The sequence below is a fragment of the Paludisphaera soli genome (genome assembly GCF_011064595.1).
In the GTDB taxonomy this organism is placed as follows: domain Bacteria; phylum Planctomycetota; class Planctomycetia; order Isosphaerales; family Isosphaeraceae; genus Paludisphaera; species Paludisphaera soli.
This window is the reverse complement of record NZ_JAALJI010000175.1, coordinates 1-311: the sequence shown is the minus strand read 5'-3', so window position 1 is coordinate 311 and position 311 is coordinate 1. Positions and strand designations below refer to the sequence as shown.

1 pseudogene is annotated in these 311 nt (G+C 69.8%); it reads left to right on the top strand.

Features of this window, described 5'->3' with window-relative positions:
- Positions 1-68: 68 nt before the first annotated feature.
- A pseudogene (locus tag G6O68_RS32200) lies at positions 69-311 on the top strand (ISNCY family transposase); the annotation flags it as partial.

The following is a 311-nucleotide window of genomic DNA, read 5'->3' as shown; positions in this document are numbered from 1 at the left end:
CAAGGCTTTTTGTACGCTGGGGGCACGCTCGGGAACCTATTCGATCGGACCGACGGCGGGCTGGAGCCGTGCTCGGGAATCGATACGACCGGACCGACCTCTTGGCGCTGGTGCCCCGGCTCGGCCTCCGCTTCGAGCCCCAGCTCGAGCAGCTCGACCGTCTGCTCGACGACGACGAGCTGTTCGAGCTCGTCCGGGGCGACCTCGCCCGCCGCCATCCCCGGCCCCGCTCCCGTGGCCGGCCGTCCACGCCCTTCGAGGTGATCCTCCGGATGCTCGTCGTCATGCGGCTCTACGGCTGGAGCTACGAG